We start from the raw sequence: 14683 nt of genomic DNA on the forward strand, positions 1-14683 counted from the left end.
CAATTTGTATCCTCCAGGCCAAAGGCCAAGAGACCAGATTGCGGTGTGTGAAGACGACACGAACCGAAAGTTCGCATCGCTCACGAACGCAGCACACAAATCTATCGCATACCCATTCGCTGGCACGTGACCGCAAGGCACGTACCGGCTACCGAATTTCTTGACGACCATAGAGCATTGGAACCACCTGATCCCATCCCGAACTCAGCAGTGAAACGATGCATCGCCGATGGTAGTGTGGGGTTTCCCCATGTGAGAGTAGGTCATCGTCAAGATTAAATTCCGAAACCCCTATCTGCTGACGCAGGTAGGGGTTTTGTTTTGCCTGCAAGAAAAAGCTTGGCCAAAAAAAGGATGACCTGTGGGGCCATCCTTTTTTACATCGTGGCCCTTAAGCCTCGGGTACTGGACAGCTCAGATCCCCTTCCTTGCACTTGAGATAGGTCTTGAATGCTTCGACCCGGGCTTTGGTCTGGGTCGTGATGCAATTGTTGTAGATCAGTGGATACACGCTGCCGCCCTCGACCCCAGAGGCGGAAAAATTGCATTCGGCGTCACGGAAGCCTATCCAGGCACGCTGGGCCTTGACCAGCATTTGCTTGGCCTCGGGATTGTCCTTCAGGCGTGCTGTGATCTGCTTGTACAAGCTGTTCAGCTCGTTGTCGGCGGCCTTATTCTCTTTGGCTGCGCATTGGTTCATTTCGCCTTGAGTGGTGGCGTTGGCGCAGTCGTCGGCCTGGGCAACAGTGAAGAAAAGCAGCGGCATCAAGGCCATAAGCAAGCGTGGGGACATGTTCGGTCTCTCCTTGAGGGGTACGCCGTGGGAGTTTACATCGCCCATGCAGTTTTAAAGGTAGCGAGTGCTAAACAAGAGTCTGATACAACTTTCCGGTTGGCCTCGTGGTCTTACAAGCCTACTGTTGAAACACAGAGGTGACTCATGCATTCATCCGATCGCATTGAAAGAAAGATCCTGCTCAAGGCTCCGCGCTCTCAAGTCTGGCGAGCCCTGGCCAATGCCGAAGCCTTCGGCCAATGGTTCGGTGTCGCCCTGGAGGGGAAACGGTTTGTGGCAGGTGAGCGTACCCAGGGGCAAATCACTTACCCAGGTTACGAGCACCTCATCTGGGACGTGGCGGTGGAGCGGGTGGAGCCAGAGCGTGTGTTCTCGTTTCGCTGGCATCCTTACGCTGTCGAGCCTCAGGTGGATTATTCCCAGGAGTCTGAAACCCGGGTGCAATTCGAACTCGAGGACATGGATGGCGGTACCTTGCTCAAAGTTGTGGAGTCGGGCTTCAACAATATCCCCGAGGCCCGTCGGCTCAAGGCTTTTCGCATGGACAGCCGTGGCTGGGACGAGCAGATGGCCAACATTGAAGCTTTCCTGAGCAAGTCTTGATCTTGGCCTGCAGGGCTAAGGGTTTTCGGAGGGGGGTTGTATAGCGAATGTCTTACACGAGATGGTAGCTATGTCGTCTATTTCATTTTGGATCCGAGGCGTAATCTGGACTTATCCACTGAAGCACAGGAAGTGCTCAGGATCAGGGACGATCGACCTTGCAAGGAAAGCTATCGACAGGGAGTCGTAATGGTCTTGGAAAAACCCGCTTCGGCGGGTTTTTTTTCGCCCACAAAAAAGTCTGGAAAGGTTCTATAGCGAAACGCTTACACGCTGTTGCTGCTTTCTCGTCTTTTCCAGAAACTCCGGTGGGCCTAATCTATGTTCATCCACTGGGTACAGGGAGTGCTCAGGGTCATGGATGATTGGACCAGGCATGGAATGCCGGACAGGGAGTCAAATTGGTCCTCAAAAAACCCGCCTAGGCGGGTTTTTTTTCGTCTGTGAAAAAGTGGACTGATCATGCCAAGCGCCGAGCCATGGTGCGGTCGGAACCATCGGCCGCCAGGATCAGGCCCCCAGGCGTCCGGTCCGCACCATCGGCGGCCAAGGTTTGTCCTCCAGGTGTCCGGTCCGCACCATCGGCGGCCAAGGTCTGGCCCCCAGGCGTCCGGTCTGCACCATCGGCGGCCAAGGTTTGCCCGCCAGGTGTCCGGTCCGCACCATCGGCGGCCAAGGTTTGCCCGCCAGGTGTCCGGTCCGCACCATCGGCGGCCAAGGTCTGCCCCCCAGGTGTCCGGTCTGCGCCATCAGAGGCCACAGGCTGCTGGTAGTCGCTAACTTGGGTAAAGAAACGGTCTTGCTGCTGGCTCGGCAAGGCAAACGCGCTGGCGCTCAGGGCGAAGGCGGTAACGGCGATCAAAGTGTTGAACGTTTTCATGGTAAAGACTCCGGTCATATCAAGGGTCGAGTGCCGGGTCGTTCAGATATCGCGATCTGCTGAACCCGTTGCAGCGGCGACGGTTGTCTTGCTGCATGGGTTCAGATTAGGGGCGAGGAGGGGGCGGGCGTTAGACGGATACTGTCCTGGTTTTGCCTGATCCTGTCTGTGGGCAGGATCAGGCGCTACTGGCTTGCAGCGCCTGGGCGCGCAAACGAGCGATGTCCTTGCTCGGCGAGGCGCCAAATAGACGGCTGTATTCACGACTGAACTGCGAAGGGCTTTCATACCCCATCTTGTAGCCGATTGATGAAACGTCGCTGTTCTCCGCCAACAACAATCGTCGGGCTTCCTGCAGGCGCAGCTGTTTCTGGTATTGCAGCGGGCTCATGGCGGTTACGGCTTTGAAGCGGTGATGCAGGGCCGAAGGGCTGAGATTGATCATTTGTGCCAGGCTGTCGATGCTCAGCGGCTCGGCGTAATGGGTATTGAGCCACTCGATGGCTCGGCTGATGCGATGGGTCTGGGTGTCGGGAATGGCGATTTCGTGCAAGCGCTGGCCTTGGGAACCACGCAGCAGCCGGTAGAAAATCTCCTGCTGGGCCAATGGCGCGAGGGTGGCGATATCGTCCGGGCTGTCCAACAGCCGCAGTAAACGCAGCATCGCGTCGAGTAATGGCGCATCGATGCGGTCCAGGAACAATCCACGTCCGCTTCTTTCGGGCGGCACGCCGATAGGGCTGGCGTCGGCGATCAGGTGGCAGATCTGTGCCGGATCGATGTCGAGACGGATGCACAGGTAGGGACACTCGGGACTGGCTTCAATCACCTGGCCAGCCAACGGCAGGGTCACCGAGACAACGAGGTAATTGAGCGGGTCATACACGTAGCATTCGTCCGCCAGGCGCACTTCCTTGCGCCCCTCGATGATCACGCACAAACCAGGCTTGTGCACGGTGTGCAGCGCCTCGGTTGGCTGGTCGCTGCGGATCAGGTGCAAGGCCTCGATGGCCGTGGGGTGGACGCCGAACTCCGGCGCAAAGCGCTTCATCAAGCTCGCCAGTTCAGCGCGGCGCTGGCTGACGCCGTCGTCTGGCGCAAGGTGGATGGACGTGGATACCGACATGCCGATCAATCTCCCAGACCAAATAAGTGGACCGCGCTAGTAAAACCGATTGCGCGGCTGTCGGCCAGAGTCGGTTTTATCGCTACAGGATCGTGCAAGTGCGCAGGAGGATCCGGCTAACCCGGGCATGGGGCGGTTCCCTAATCTGGACCTGTCAAAACGCTCCCACCGGGGGCCGACACATCCAGACGAGGAAACCATCATGTCCGATATTCAAAACAAAGTAGTGGTCATCACGGGTGCCAGCAGCGGGATCGGTGAAGCAACGGCGCGGCTGCTCGCGGCTCGCGGTGCTCGTGTCGTGCTGGGCGCCCGGCGCATCGATCGTTTGCAAACACTGGTACACGAACTCGAAACCGCCGGCCAGCAAGCGGTCTGCAAAGCCGTGGACGTGACCCGTCGCGATGACGTCCAGAACCTGATCGACTTTGCTGTCGAGCGGTTCGGTCGTGTCGATGTGATCATCAACAACGCCGGGGTCATGCCGCTCTCCAAGCTCGAAGCTCTGAAAGTCGAGGAGTGGGACCGCATGATCGACGTCAACATCCGTGGCGTGCTCCACGGTATCGCCGCCGGCTTGCCGCTGATGCAGCGCCAGCGCAGCGGCCAGTTCATCAATATCGCCTCCATTGGTGCCTACGCCGTCAGCCCGACCGCTGCGGTGTATTGCGCCACCAAGTACGCCGTGCGGGCGATTTCCGAGGGCTTGCGCCAGGAAGTCGGGGGGGATGTGCGCGTAACGGTGATTTCCCCTGGCGTGACCGAATCGGAACTGGCCGAGAGCATTTCCGATGAAGGTGGACGTGCCGAAATGCGCGAGTTCCGCAAGATCTCCATTCCGGCCGAAGCCATCGCCCGGGCAATCGCCTACGCCATCGAACAACCGGCGGACGTGGACGTCAGCGAACTGATCGTGCGACCCACCGCCAGCCCGTTCTGAGTCGAGGCCGACCCAACAGGAAACCCTCATGAGCAGGTTGTATCGCCACGAGGGGGGAAACCTGACCATTGTGGCGAGGGAGCTTGCTCCCGCTGGGTTGCGAAGCGACCCCAGGATTTTGCGCCTGCTGCGCAGTCGAGCGGGAGCAAGCTCCCTCGCCACATGGTGACTGCCTCAAGCCTGTGCCCAGCCCAACATAGTCTGTGCCTAGTCTTGAGGTCCATCGTTACGCCCGTTCCAACCGCGCCGCAGCACGTTGGGTGATTTGCGAGCGCACCCGGAACGACTCGGCCGCACGCCGGTTTGCTTCTTCCAGCACGCGCGTCGGCGCGGTGTCCGGGCTGCTGCCGGCGTTGAACGGCGGGGCAGGGGCGTATTCGAGTTGCAGTTGGACCAGTTCCGCGGTGTCCTGGTCGAACAGTTCGGCTGCCAGGGTCAAGGCAAAATCGATCCCGGCAGTGATGCCGCCGCCAGTGAGCAGGTTGCCATCGCGTACTACGCGGTCCTTGACCGGTGTCGCGCCCAGGGTTTGCAGCAGGCTGTGATAGGCCCAATGGGTGGTGGCGCGCTTGCCCTGCAACAGACCCGCCGCACCGAGCACCAGCGAGCCGGTGCACACCGAGGTGATGTATTTCGCCTCGGCGGCTTGCCGCTTGATGAAGGCCAGCGTCTGCTCGTCTTCCATCAGGGGGCCGACGCCGGTTCCACCAGGAACGCAGATCACGTCGAGCTTCGGGCAGTTCTCGAACGTGGTGGTGGGCAACAACACCAGCCCGGTGCTGGCGGTGACCGGGGCCAGGTCCTTCCAGATCAGGTGGACCTTCACGTCTGGCAACGAGGCCAGCACGTCGTAAGGGCCGGTCAGGTCCAACTGCTGGACTTGAGGGAATAACAGCAAACCGATCTGCAACGTCATGTCGCGTTCTCCTGTGGATGATTGCCCGAGGGGTGGACGGTTCTACTTTAGATCCGTAGGCTCTGGCGTATACGCCAATAAACCCACGAATCACGCCAATATGCCCAACCCACCGAAAACCGTGCATGTCCTGGCCTTCGCCAACGTGCAAGTGCTGGATGTCACCGGGCCCTTGCAGGTGTTTGCCTCGGCCAACGACCTGGCCCGCCAGCAAGGCCTGCCATTGCCCTACGCGCCGACGGTCATCGCCGTGGGGGGCGGGGCGGTGATGTCCTCGGCGGGGTTGGCGCTGCTGGCCGAGCCGCTGCCGAGCGAAGGCAGCGATACGCTATTGATCGCCGGTGGCTGGGGTGTGTACGAGGCGGCGAAGGATCCGACGCTGGTGGCCTGGGTCAAGGATCACGGCCTGCGGTCGCGGCGGGTGGCATCGGTGTGCACCGGAGCGTTTCTGCTGGCCGCCAGCGGTTGGCTGGACGGACGACGCGTGGTGACGCACTGGACCCGCTGCGAACAACTGGCCGAGCAACATCCGCAACTGCGGGTCGAACCCAACCCGATCTTTATCAACGACGGTCCGGTGTGGACCTCGGCTGGGGTCACGGCTGGCATCGATCTGGCCCTGGCGCTGGTCGAGGAAGATCTGGGCCGCGCGGTGGCCCTGGAAGTCGCCCGGCATCTGGTGGTGTTCCTCAAGCGTCCTGGTGGTCAATCGCAGTTCAGCGTGACGTTGTCGCTGCAAAAACAGGGTAGTCGATTCGATGACCTGCATGCCTGGATCGCCGAAAACCTCACCCGTGACCTGGGCCTGTCGAGCCTGGCCGCCGAGGTGGGCATGAGTGAGCGCAGTTTTGTCCGGCACTACCGCGCCGACACCGGCCAGACCCCGGCGCGGGCGGTAGAGTTGATTCGCGTGGAAACCGCTCGCCGTCTGTTGTCCGACACCGCCGTATCGATCAAGCGGGTGGCGGTGCAATGCGGCTTCGGCAGCGAAGAAACCCTGCGCCGCAGTTTCCTGCGGGCCATGGGCGTAACGCCCCAGGCCTATCGCGAGCGCTTCGCCGTCAGCCCTCAAGCAGATCCAGCAATGCCTTGAACGTGGCCTCAGGGGCCTCCTGGGGAATGTTATGGCCCACGCCGGCCAGCACGCGGCGCTCATAAAAACCGCTGAAATGCTCGGCGTCTTCATCGTGTTCCGGCGCGGGCCCCACGCCGTCATCGGCGCCGCACAGGGAAATGCTCGGCACGCTGATGGCCGGTTGTGCCGCCAACTGTTCCTCCATCCACTCCAGCGTCGGGTCGCCCGGTGCGTACATGAAGCGATGGCGGTAGGAATGGATCACCACATCGACGAAGTCCGGGTTGTCGAACGACGGGGCGCTGAGGGGATACAGTTCGGCGCCGCGTTTCCAGGTGGGGGACCACAGGCGCCAGAGCAATTCACACAATTCACGGCGGTTTTGCGTCAGGCCTTCGACACCCCTCGCCGTGTGGAAATAGTACTGGTACCACAATCGATGTTCGGTTTCCGGGGGCAGTGGCTGCGTGGAACGGGGAATGTCCTGCAGGTTGTAGCCGTCGCCGGTCACCAGGCAGCGCACGCGCTCGGGCCACAGTGCCGCGACGATACACGCCGCCCGGCCGCCCCAGTCGTAGCCGCACAGTGCCGCTTGGGGAATGGAAAGCGCGTGCATCAGGTCCAGCAGGTCTTGCGCCAACGCCGCTTGTTGGCCGGAGCGCAGGATGGCCGGGTTGTTGAAGCGGGTCGGGCCGTAGCCGCGCAGGTAGGGCACGATGACCCGGTAGCCACGCTCGGCCAAGGCGGGCGCGACTTCATCGAAGGCTCTCGGGTCGTAAGGGAAACCGTGCAGCAGGATGATCGGCTCGCCGCTGGCGGGGCCATGCTCTTCGTAAGCGATGCGCAACAGCGGCGTGACTGCGAAGTTGACCTTGGGATTCAAGTTCATGTTGGCCTCCGGTATAGCGCGGTTGCAGTCAGGCGGGTTCCTGATTGACGTATTTGGCCCGATCCGGCGTGAAGGTCACGATCATCTTCGTGTTGGCGCAGGTCAGGGTGCGCTCCTGAGTCAGGTCGATGTCCAGGTCTTCACCGCGCAGGCCCTGCCATTGGGCGAGGTATTTGAGGCAGCCGAATTTTTCGCTTTTTTTCAGGCTGCGGCTCACGCCACCTTTCCAGCCCAGCACGGGCAATTCACCGGCCAGGCAGCGTTGTGCCAGTTCGGGAAACTTCACCGCGCGCTCGCGACCGATTTCCCAGCATTTGATCAAGCCCCGGTCCTGGCCTTCCCAGAGGTCTTCGCGGGTCAGGCCTGTTCGGGGCGGGGTGGTGATGGGGCGTTTGATATGGGTCATGTCAGATCCTTGAGTCGGGTTTTTATCGGGCAGCTCCGCTGCACCCGTGAGTGCATCGATCTTAGGAGGGGTTGGCGGGGCTGGCAACTCGAAAGGGGGCGTCACGATAAATGGGCGAACTGTGGTGATTGCTTCTGTGGCGAGGGAGCTTGCTCCCGCTGGGTTGCGAAGCGACCCCCTTGTGTCAGGGAGATTTTGCGCCTGCTGCGCAGTCGAGCGGGAGCAAGCTCCCTCGCCACGGGGTTGTGTTCCTACAAAAAAATAGGTGAACCGGAATTTTCTGACGAGTCGCGTCGGTTGCCGGTTCGGAAAGGGTGGGGATAGGCTTTGTCCGTCGCTGCAAAATCAGCGACCGGGTTTGGTCGCCCGGGTTTAGAATGGCGCACAATGCCGCGCGAGCGGCTGTCTGCTTTATGGCTGACTGTGCGTGGGAGGGCTTCGGGCCCTGCCGGGTTTCCATTCCCTGGTCGACCAACCTGCGTACAGTTCGCCACCCTCTGCTTGGTCGCGGAAATGGCGAACTCCACTTTTGAATGGAGCTTCATATCATGATCAAGATCACCCCCAATCCCCCAAAAGCAGAAGACCTCTCTGCCTACACCACCCTCGATACAAAAAAACTCCGCGAAGCCGCCGACCGGGCGCTGAACATCCACTTGTCGCCCACCCCGCCCAAGCCCGACACCCAGGAGGGCCAGGTTTTTACCGTGGTCCCCGGCCTCAACACCGAATCGGTGCTCACCACCCTGAGCGAAACCCTGGCCTCGGCCGATGCGCTGGTCAGTGACCTGGGGTTCGAGTTGGAAGGTTCCCGGCGGCATGTTGCGCTGGGGATTCAGCAGTTGATCGAGCTGGCCAGGTTGTTGGCCAACCGAGCGTTGGATGACATCGAACTGGCTGACTCAACGCAGTAGCCAGCACACCGCTTTCTCTGTGGCGAGGGAGCTTGCTCCCGCTGGGTTGCGAAGCGACCCCAGGATTTTTGCGCCTGCTGCGCAGTCGAGCGGGAGCAAGCTCCCTCGCCACAGGGATCGCGTTCAGGCTGAAGGGCAGCTCACGGCTGCCAATGATTCTTCTCCCCGCTCAACTTGCGGTCCAGGAAGCTGGCAGCGCTGATCAACGCCAGGTGAGTCAAGGCCTGCGGTGTGTTGCCCAGGTGGTAACCGTGGCTGTCGAACTCTTCGGCGTACAACCCCAGCGGATTGGCGTAGCGCAGCAGTTGTTCGAACTCCAGTTGGGCTTTCTCCACGCGGCCAGCGCGGGCCAGGCATTCGACGTACCAGAACGAGCAGGCCGCGAAGGAGCCTCCTATGCCGCTGAGGCCGTCGATGGGGCTGTCGTCGTTGCGGTAGCGATAGACCATGCCGTCGCGCACCAGGCTTTTTTCAATGGCGTCGAGCGTCGAGAGCCAACGCGGATCGCGGGCGCTGACGAAGCGCACCAGGGGCATCAACAGCATCGAACCGTCCAGGGCGGTGCTGCCCAGGCGCTGGACGAAATGCTGGTGTTCCTCGCTCCAGAAATTGGTCCAGATGTCCTGGTAGATGGCCTGGCGGGTCTCGTCCCAGCGGGCGAACGGGGCGGGCAGGGAGCGTTTTTCGGCCAGACGGATGGCGCGGTCGACGGCGACCCAGCACATCAGCCGCGAATGCAGAAAATGCTGTTTGTCGCCGCGCATTTCCCAGATACCCACATCCTTGTCCTGCCAGACCTTGCACACTTGGTCGACCACGTCGACGGTGTGTTTCCAGCCTTGATGGGAGATGGCTTCGCCGTATTTGTTGACCAGGTACACGGCGTCCATCAGCTCGCCGAAGATGTCCAACTGCACCTGCTGGTAGGCGAGGTTGCCGATGCGCACCGGCTGCGCATTGCCAAAACCGCTCAGGTGCGACAGCTCGGTTTCCGGCAGCTCCAGCCGACCGTCCAGGCCGTAGAGGATGTTGAGTTTGATCGGTTGGTCACAGCAGTCGCTGACTCGCCCGCGCAGCCAGCGCATGTAGGCGTTGGCCTCTTCGACAAAGCCCAGGCGCATGAACGCGTAGACTGTGAACGAGGCGTCGCGGATCCAGGTGTAGCGGTAATCCCAGTTGCGTTCGCCGCCGCGGGTTTCCGGCAGGCCGAAGGTGGCGGCGGCGAGGATCGCGCCGTGTTTGCGCGAGGTCAGCAGCTTCAGCGCCAGGGCGGAGCGGTTGACGATTTCCCGCCAACGTCCCCGATAGGTGGATTGGCCGATCCAGCCGCGCCAGAACGCCAGGGTCCGCTCCAGGCATATCGCGCTGACGTCATCCTGAAGGCGCGGGTCGTCGATGCCGCCCAGCAGGAACTCGGCGCTCTGGCCCTGCTCCAGGGTGAACTCGGCCACCGCCGCGTTGCCGTCCAGCGTCATGGGCTGATCGGCGCACAAGCGCAGGCTCGGTTGCCCCGGCGCCTCGAAACAGATGTGGGCACCATCCTGGCGTGCGGTGGTGGCGGCCCGGGCATAATCGTGACGCACCGCACAGCGCATGCGAAACGTCGCACTGCCGATGGTCATGCGCACCCGGCGCATCAACACTGGCAGATCATCCTCGCTGTCGCCGATGGGCAGCAGGTCGGTGACCTCCACCACGGCGTCGTCGCTCAGCCAGCGGGTTTGCAGCACGTTGGTGTCGGGCAGGTAGATTTGCTGGCGGCGGGCGTTCGACAGGTCTGGCGCGAGTTGGAAGATGCCTGCCTCCGGGGTGTCCAGCAGCGAGCAGAAGATCGATGGGCTGTCGAATTCCGGCCAGCAGAAAAAGTCGACACTGCCGCGGTCATTGACCAGCGCAGCCGTGCGCATGTCGCCGATGATGCCGTGGTTTTCGATGGGGCTTTGCGGTTCATCATGATCAGCCATTGCCACGAAACCCCGGATAAAGGCTCATCCCGCCATCGATGAACAGCGTGGTGCCCACCACATAATCGGACAAGTCCGAGGCCAGCCAGACCACGGCGTTGGCGACGTCCTCCACGTCGCCGACGCGACCGTAAGGAATCAGCTCCAGCAGTTTCTGCTCCTGCTCGCCCTCGGTGGCGTCACGGTTGATGGCCGTGCGGATGGCGCCGGGGGCGATGCTGTTGATGCGGATGCGCTGGTGGCTGGTTTCCTGGGCCAGGCTCTGCATCAACAGATCGACACCGCCCTTGGACGCCGCGTAATTGATGTGGCCGGCCCAGGGAATGCGCTGGTGCACCGAACTCATGTGGATGATCTTGCCGGCGGCCCGGGACACGCCCTGGCGAATGCCCTGGCGGGTGAAAATCCGCAGGGCGGCGCGGGCGCAGAGGAATTGGCCGGTGAGGTTGGTGCCGATCACCGTGTTCCAGTCCTCCAGGCTCATGTCGACGGCGGCGGCGTCTTTTTGCAGGCCGGAATTGGCCACCAGGATGTCCAGCGTGCCAAAGGCTTCGAGAGTCTGGGCGAACAGTCGCTCGATGTCCTGCTCCTTCGACACATCGGCACCGACGGCGATGGCGCGGCCACCGTTGGCGTTGATTTCACGGGCCAGGTCTTGTGCCGGGCCGGCGCTGGAGTGGTAGTTGAGCACCACCGACGCACCGGCGTCCGCCAATGCCCTGGCCGCGCCTGCGCCAATGCCGGAGCTGGCGCCGGTGACCAGGGCAACCTGTCGGGCGAGGGATATCTGCATGGTCTAGCACCTTGAATGGAGGGCCTTACCTGCTGACTGGTGGGAGGTGGGAGGAGTTCACTTGGGTGAAGCGGTCTTCATATTTCAGGTCCAAACACAAACCTGTGGCAAGGGGACTGTGGGAGCAAAGCTTGCTCGCGAAACAGGCGACTCGATTTCCGAAAGACCGCATTGCCTTCATCGCGGGCAAGCCTTGCTCCCACAATCTGCCTGCTACAAAGAATGTTGCTTCAGATCAGCGGTTACCAACCCCGCCCCGAATTCACCCAGAAATTTACCGACAACGACGTCGACACCGACTCCACCTGATGGAACCAACCTTCAGGCAAGAACAGCAAATCCCCAGCCTCCAGCGTCACGCGCATGAAGGTCACGTCGCGGGCGTGGGGGAAGCGTTGGTAGTCCGGCGCGTCGGGGTTGAAATCACAGCCATCCAGCCCGCCTTGGGGCGCCGTGGACCAGGTACCCAGGGCTTCGCGGTGGTGAGGCGCGGCGAGGGTGAAGGTTTTCTGGCCCCAGACCTGGGCGAACAGGTTGTCGGTGTCATCGCGGTGCAGCGGCGTGAGGGTGCCCTTGGGGCCGATCCAGATGCGCGGCGGGATGAACAACGATGGGTCGAAGTAGGGCGGGTACTTGATCTGTTTCATCAGCCGCTCTGGCAGGATGTTGTTACCCATGTAGGCCGGTGGTTCGCCATCGCTGCCCTTGACCGCCGGGCTGTCCAGGGAGGCGATGAAGTCGGCCATGGATGTGGAGCGGAAATCCCGCTCGGTAGAGAAGGTTTTCTTCACGTAGTCGCCGTGGCGGGTGATGCCTTGCAGCTCGGCAAAATGCACCAGGGATTCTTCGCGGCTGAGCTTGAATAACGGCCAGTCCTGCAAGGCATCGCTGATGACCAGCGGAATACCGTGGGGCAAATAACGCGCTTGGAACTCCTGCACCGACAGTCCACTGCGAGGCCGCCGCTCTACGTCGCGTTGGACCGGCAGGCTGGCGGTGAGTGTTTCGCTGAAGCGCGACGGGGTGGGGTAGCGCTTGTTCATGTCGACCTTTTCCGCCACGCCACCGCCATGCCGGGCATGGTCGATGATTTGCGGCAGCAACGTCGCCAGGCCCATGTTGCCGCCGATCTTCAGGCGACCGCTGGCAAACAGTTCTTCAACGTTGGCCATGCCGGCCATGATCCCGAGGAAATCCTTTTCCGCCACTTCAATGGTGACGTCAGGACTGGTGTGCCGACCGGCCTGGGTGCGGCTGCTGGCCTTGACCTCGGACCAGTACGCCTGGTGCGGGCCGAACACGAATTGGAAGACGCCTTCGATACCAACGGCGCCGGCATTGGCGAACAGCTTGCCCAGGATGGTTTGCAGGTCCACGGCGGTCACTCTTGCGGGTTTTTGGTCTTAGCAGGTAACGAGGGCCTGGATCAGAAATTTAGGCCCCGTCACTGCATCATCGACCGTCGCCCTAACGCGTCGCGACCATGAACACCCGGGGAAACGGCAGCAGCACCGTCCCATCGTCCAATGCCGGATAAGCCTGTTCGATCGCCTGGAGATAGCGCGCCAGGAACTGCTCGCGTTGGGCCTCATCCAGCGGCTCGAGAAAGGGCCGCAAGGCGCTGCCCTTGAACCATTCCACCACGCCCGCGGCACCGCCGGCCAAGGGGTGGTGGTAGATGGTGCGCCACACATCGACGCGGCTGCAGTGGGGCTTGAGGACCGAGTAATACGTGCTGGGATCCGCCATCTCGGTTCGCGATTCAGCCGCCCCGGCCAGTTGTCTGGCCCAAGGCCCGTTTGTTGCGATTTCCCGCATCAGGCGGTGGGAGGGCTGGTGCAGGTTGTCGGGCATCTGGACCGCCAGGCTGCCGCCGTGGGCGAGTTTGCCGATCAGCGCGGGCAGCAGGGTGGTGTGGTCGGGCAGCCATTGCAGCACCGCGTTGGCGAAGATCACGTCGAACGGCCCGGGTTCATCCCATTGGCTGATGTCCGCGGTGTCGAACGCCACGGCGGGCAAGCGTTTGCGTGCGGCGTCGACCATGTCGCTGGAACTGTCCAGGCCGCGCACCGTGGCGCCGCTGAAATGTTCCACCAACAGTTCGGTGGAATTGCCCGGGCCGCACCCCAGGTCGATCACCGAACGGGCCTGTGTGGGCGGGATGGCGGCGAGCAGGTCCCGGGACGGACGGGTACGTTCCTGTTCGAAGGTGACGTATTGCTTGGCGGACCAGCCCATGGCGTTCTCCTGTGCGGCGCAGTGAGTCGAGGTGCGGCCAGTATAAGGCCGGGTGAAGAAGATAGAGCGAACGTAACGGTTTTGACTAATTCTGTGGGTTACGATTTCGTTATCTTCCCTACACGACCGATCGGAGAAAACCGCAGTGACTCAACTGACCCTGCTGTGCCTGCCTTATTCCGGCGCCAGCGCGATGGTGTACAGCCGCTGGCGGCGCACGTTGCCGCAATGGCTGCACGTGCAGCCAGTGGAGTTGCCGGGGCGCGGGGCGCGCTTCGACGAGCCGCTGCACACCGACATGGGTTCGTTGGCGATGCAGTTGGCGCGGGAGCTGTACCCGACGCTCCAGGCCCCGTACGCCTTGTTCGGCCACAGCCTGGGCGCGCTGCTGGCCTGTGAAATCGCCCACGCCTTGCGTGAACTCGGCAGCCCGGAACCGGTGGCGCTGTTTGCCTCCGGCACCGCGGCGCCGACGATGCGGGCCGACTACGACCGCGATTTCGCCAAGGCGAAAACCGATGCTGAGTTGATCGAGCAACTGCGCACCCTCAACGGTACGAGCGAGGAGATCCTGGCCAATGAAGAACTGATGGCCCTGACGCTGCCGATCCTGCGGGCCGACTTTTTACTGTGCGGACGTTTCCAGCCGCGGCAGCGGCCGCTGCTCAACTGCCCGGTGCATGTGTTCGGCGGCACGGCCGACAAGGCCACCACGGAGCAACTGATGGGCTGGCGCCGGGAAACCACGGGCAGCTTCTCGGTGGACATGCTGGCCGGTGGGCACTTCTTCATTCATGAGCACGAGGCCAAGGTGCTGCGGCTGATCAAGGATCAGTTGAGCGTGCATCATCGGCGGCATGGGTTGGCCACCAGCGCCTGACCACTGATCTAAACGACCTGCTTTTGTGGCGAGGGAGCTTGCTCCCGCTGGGTTGCGAAGCGACCCCAGCCAGGCCAGGCCCCCTTTCTTTCGAGGCTGGCAGATTTTGCGGCTGCTGCGCAGCCGAGCGGGAGCAAGCTCCCTCGCCACGGTTTTTCCTTCCTGACACAAATTCCCAAACGCTAATTTTTCCGGTTTGCATTCGTTTCATAGGGACGACTTGCCTTTGTGCCTAGTGCCCACTGATTCCGGATACCCCAGAA

General features: G+C 61.8%; 15 protein-coding genes and 1 rRNA gene. 6 read left to right on the forward strand and 10 right to left on the reverse strand.

Annotated features, from left to right (window positions below; genetic code table 11):
* Positions 1-159: 159 nt before the first annotated feature.
* Positions 160-275: ribosomal RNA gene (gene rrf / locus GN234_RS27620) — 5S ribosomal RNA — on the forward strand.
* Between the two features lie 116 nt (positions 276-391).
* On the opposite strand, the gene GN234_RS27625 is transcribed toward rrf, so the two are convergent.
* Positions 392-793: a lysozyme inhibitor LprI family protein gene (locus GN234_RS27625; RefSeq protein WP_116833087.1), complete on the reverse strand. Its 402-nt coding sequence runs from the start codon at positions 791-793 to the stop codon at positions 392-394.
* 147 nt (positions 794-940) lie between these two features.
* On the opposite strand from GN234_RS27625, the gene GN234_RS27630 reads away from it, so the two are divergent.
* Positions 941-1399 carry an SRPBCC family protein gene (locus GN234_RS27630; RefSeq protein WP_109754535.1) on the forward strand — a complete coding sequence of 153 codons (459 nt, stop codon included), beginning with the start codon at positions 941-943 and terminating at the stop codon, positions 1397-1399.
* Positions 1400-1859: 460 nt separating this feature from the next.
* On the opposite strand, the gene GN234_RS27635 is transcribed toward GN234_RS27630, so the two are convergent.
* Entirely contained in the window at positions 1860-2297 is a 438-nt protein-coding gene (locus GN234_RS27635) for a hypothetical protein (protein ID WP_371925598.1), read from the reverse strand.
* 160 nt (positions 2298-2457) lie between these two features.
* The gene (locus GN234_RS27640; RefSeq protein WP_176689363.1) at positions 2458-3405 is read right to left on the reverse strand and encodes an AraC family transcriptional regulator; all 948 of its coding nucleotides are present in this window, start codon (positions 3403-3405) and stop codon (positions 2458-2460) included.
* Between the two features lie 202 nt (positions 3406-3607).
* On the opposite strand from GN234_RS27640, the gene GN234_RS27645 reads away from it, so the two are divergent.
* A complete protein-coding gene (locus GN234_RS27645) occupies positions 3608-4345 on the forward strand; it encodes an SDR family oxidoreductase (protein ID WP_163857605.1) in 738 nt (245 codons plus the stop codon).
* Between the two features lie 226 nt (positions 4346-4571).
* On the opposite strand, the gene inhA is transcribed toward GN234_RS27645, so the two are convergent.
* Entirely contained in the window at positions 4572-5261 is a 690-nt protein-coding gene (inhA, locus tag GN234_RS27650) for an isonitrile hydratase (RefSeq protein WP_176689364.1), read from the reverse strand.
* Positions 5262-5361: 100 nt separating this feature from the next.
* Between inhA and GN234_RS27655 the strand changes: the two genes are divergently transcribed.
* The gene (locus GN234_RS27655) at positions 5362-6354 is read left to right on the forward strand and encodes a GlxA family transcriptional regulator (protein WP_116833082.1); all 993 of its coding nucleotides are present in this window, start codon (positions 5362-5364) and stop codon (positions 6352-6354) included.
* Here the strand turns inward: GN234_RS27655 and GN234_RS27660 are convergent.
* The gene (locus tag GN234_RS27660) at positions 6323-7225 is read right to left on the reverse strand and encodes an alpha/beta fold hydrolase (RefSeq protein ID WP_116833081.1); all 903 of its coding nucleotides are present in this window, start codon (positions 7223-7225) and stop codon (positions 6323-6325) included. The genes GN234_RS27655 and GN234_RS27660 overlap by 32 nt on opposite strands.
* A 28-nt stretch (positions 7226-7253) precedes the next feature.
* The gene (locus tag GN234_RS27665; protein WP_109754543.1) at positions 7254-7631 is read right to left on the reverse strand and encodes a hypothetical protein; all 378 of its coding nucleotides are present in this window, start codon (positions 7629-7631) and stop codon (positions 7254-7256) included.
* A gap of 548 nt (positions 7632-8179) precedes the next feature.
* Between GN234_RS27665 and GN234_RS27670 the strand changes: the two genes are divergently transcribed.
* On the forward strand, positions 8180-8545 hold the full coding sequence (locus tag GN234_RS27670) for a DUF6124 family protein (protein ID WP_176689365.1): 366 nt from the start codon (positions 8180-8182) through the stop codon (positions 8543-8545).
* Positions 8546-8685: 140 nt separating this feature from the next.
* On the opposite strand, the gene GN234_RS27675 is transcribed toward GN234_RS27670, so the two are convergent.
* The 4 genes from GN234_RS27675 to tam all read right to left on the reverse strand — a co-directional run bounded on the left by GN234_RS27675 (position 8686) and on the right by tam (position 13540).
* Entirely contained in the window at positions 8686-10509 is a 1824-nt protein-coding gene (locus tag GN234_RS27675) for a glycoside hydrolase family 15 protein (RefSeq protein ID WP_176689366.1), read from the reverse strand.
* A complete protein-coding gene (locus GN234_RS27680; RefSeq protein WP_176689367.1) occupies positions 10502-11302 on the reverse strand; it encodes an SDR family oxidoreductase in 801 nt (266 codons plus the stop codon). The genes GN234_RS27675 and GN234_RS27680 overlap by 8 nt, the downstream gene beginning before the upstream one ends.
* Before the next feature lie 242 nt (positions 11303-11544).
* Positions 11545-12678 carry a cupin-like domain-containing protein gene (locus GN234_RS27685; protein WP_163857624.1) on the reverse strand — a complete coding sequence of 378 codons (1134 nt, stop codon included), beginning with the start codon at positions 12676-12678 and terminating at the stop codon, positions 11545-11547.
* Positions 12679-12769: 91 nt separating this feature from the next.
* On the reverse strand, positions 12770-13540 hold the full coding sequence (gene tam, locus GN234_RS27690; RefSeq protein ID WP_176689368.1) for a trans-aconitate 2-methyltransferase: 771 nt from the start codon (positions 13538-13540) through the stop codon (positions 12770-12772).
* Between the two features lie 145 nt (positions 13541-13685).
* Here tam and GN234_RS27695 point away from each other — a divergent pair, with 145 nt between their 5' ends.
* The gene (locus GN234_RS27695) at positions 13686-14420 is read left to right on the forward strand and encodes a thioesterase II family protein (RefSeq protein WP_163857631.1); all 735 of its coding nucleotides are present in this window, start codon (positions 13686-13688) and stop codon (positions 14418-14420) included.
* Positions 14421-14683 lie beyond the last annotated feature (263 nt).

Source organism: Pseudomonas bijieensis, assembly GCF_013347965.1.
In the GTDB taxonomy this organism is placed as follows: domain Bacteria; phylum Pseudomonadota; class Gammaproteobacteria; order Pseudomonadales; family Pseudomonadaceae; genus Aquipseudomonas; species Aquipseudomonas bijieensis.

What these genes read in the sequence shown, in the direction of transcription:
- GN234_RS27660 (WP_116833081.1), bottom strand. Translation starts at nt 7,225, where the DNA reads ATGAACTTGAATCCCAAGGTCAACTTCGCAGTCACGCCGCTGTTGCGC.
- GN234_RS27665 (WP_109754543.1), bottom strand. Translation starts at nt 7,631, where the DNA reads ATGACCCATATCAAACGCCCCATCACCACCCCGCCCCGAACAGGCCTG.
- GN234_RS27655 (WP_116833082.1), top strand. Translation starts at nt 5,362, where the DNA reads ATGCCCAACCCACCGAAAACCGTGCATGTCCTGGCCTTCGCCAACGTG.
- GN234_RS27635 (WP_371925598.1), bottom strand. Translation starts at nt 2,297, where the DNA reads ATGACCGGAGTCTTTACCATGAAAACGTTCAACACTTTGATCGCCGTT.
- GN234_RS27645 (WP_163857605.1), top strand. Translation starts at nt 3,608, where the DNA reads ATGTCCGATATTCAAAACAAAGTAGTGGTCATCACGGGTGCCAGCAGC.
- tam (WP_176689368.1), bottom strand. Translation starts at nt 13,540, where the DNA reads ATGGGCTGGTCCGCCAAGCAATACGTCACCTTCGAACAGGAACGTACC.
- inhA (WP_176689364.1), bottom strand. Translation starts at nt 5,261, where the DNA reads ATGACGTTGCAGATCGGTTTGCTGTTATTCCCTCAAGTCCAGCAGTTG.
- GN234_RS27680 (WP_176689367.1), bottom strand. Translation starts at nt 11,302, where the DNA reads ATGCAGATATCCCTCGCCCGACAGGTTGCCCTGGTCACCGGCGCCAGC.
- GN234_RS27625 (WP_116833087.1), bottom strand. Translation starts at nt 793, where the DNA reads ATGTCCCCACGCTTGCTTATGGCCTTGATGCCGCTGCTTTTCTTCACT.
- GN234_RS27670 (WP_176689365.1), top strand. Translation starts at nt 8,180, where the DNA reads ATGATCAAGATCACCCCCAATCCCCCAAAAGCAGAAGACCTCTCTGCC.
- GN234_RS27630 (WP_109754535.1), top strand. Translation starts at nt 941, where the DNA reads ATGCATTCATCCGATCGCATTGAAAGAAAGATCCTGCTCAAGGCTCCG.
- GN234_RS27640 (WP_176689363.1), bottom strand. Translation starts at nt 3,405, where the DNA reads ATGTCGGTATCCACGTCCATCCACCTTGCGCCAGACGACGGCGTCAGC.
- GN234_RS27675 (WP_176689366.1), bottom strand. Translation starts at nt 10,509, where the DNA reads ATGGCTGATCATGATGAACCGCAAAGCCCCATCGAAAACCACGGCATC.